This is a genomic window from Vibrio sp. 1069, assembly GCF_033340555.1.
The window spans coordinates 1-622 of sequence record NZ_JAWOWP010000545.1 but is presented as its reverse complement, the minus strand read 5'-3'; the positions used below and the strand labels follow the sequence as shown (position 1 = coordinate 622).

Sequence of the window (622 nt, the reverse complement as noted above, 5' to 3'; positions counted from 1 at the left end):
CTCGGTTTTGTAGCCTTTCCAAACGCAGTACTTGTCCCACAGTTGCTGAGGTGTCGGGAAGTCTTCAAGTCGAATTTCAGTTTCGAGTTGAGCTGGGTTGGTTTTGTCGTGGAAGATAAAACCGTCGCCATTTGAGGCAAAGACAAAAGGGACTTCAAGTAAGTTGGCGTAGTCTAGTCCTTGTTGCATACCTTTGCCGACTTCATGCTTATTCGCTTTTGCTTCGACAACGGCTAGAGGCATGCTCGGTTTATGGTAAAGGACGATGTCCGCAGATTTTACCTTTTTCCTCGCCGCTGCCTGACCACGAACAATGACTTTACCATCACGTAGTTTTACTTCTTGGCGAATCTGCGACATATCATCCCATCCCGCACCTTTGATAGCAGGAAGAATGAATTTCGTGATGATGTCGGTTTCAGATAGCTTTGATTTATTGATTGTCGATTCCATGCGATTAGCCAGCTCAGTACAAATGCATTTCATGACTATACCAAAGGATGCATAAAAGCAGAAAAGATACTGACTTATCAGTGAAGTGGGTAACGGTATGTATGAGTCTCTAAGGCGAAGGCTCTGAATATGCTGCCATCAATAGGTTTATGTGTGCAGTGAGAGTTTT

Annotated in this window: 1 protein-coding gene; it reads right to left on the bottom strand. The window is 44.2% G+C overall.

Features of this window, described 5'->3' with window-relative positions:
- The coding region (locus R7040_RS27645; RefSeq protein WP_318097771.1) for a type I restriction endonuclease at positions 1–453 on the bottom strand (453 nt) is incomplete at its 3' end.
- Positions 454–622 lie beyond the last annotated feature (169 nt).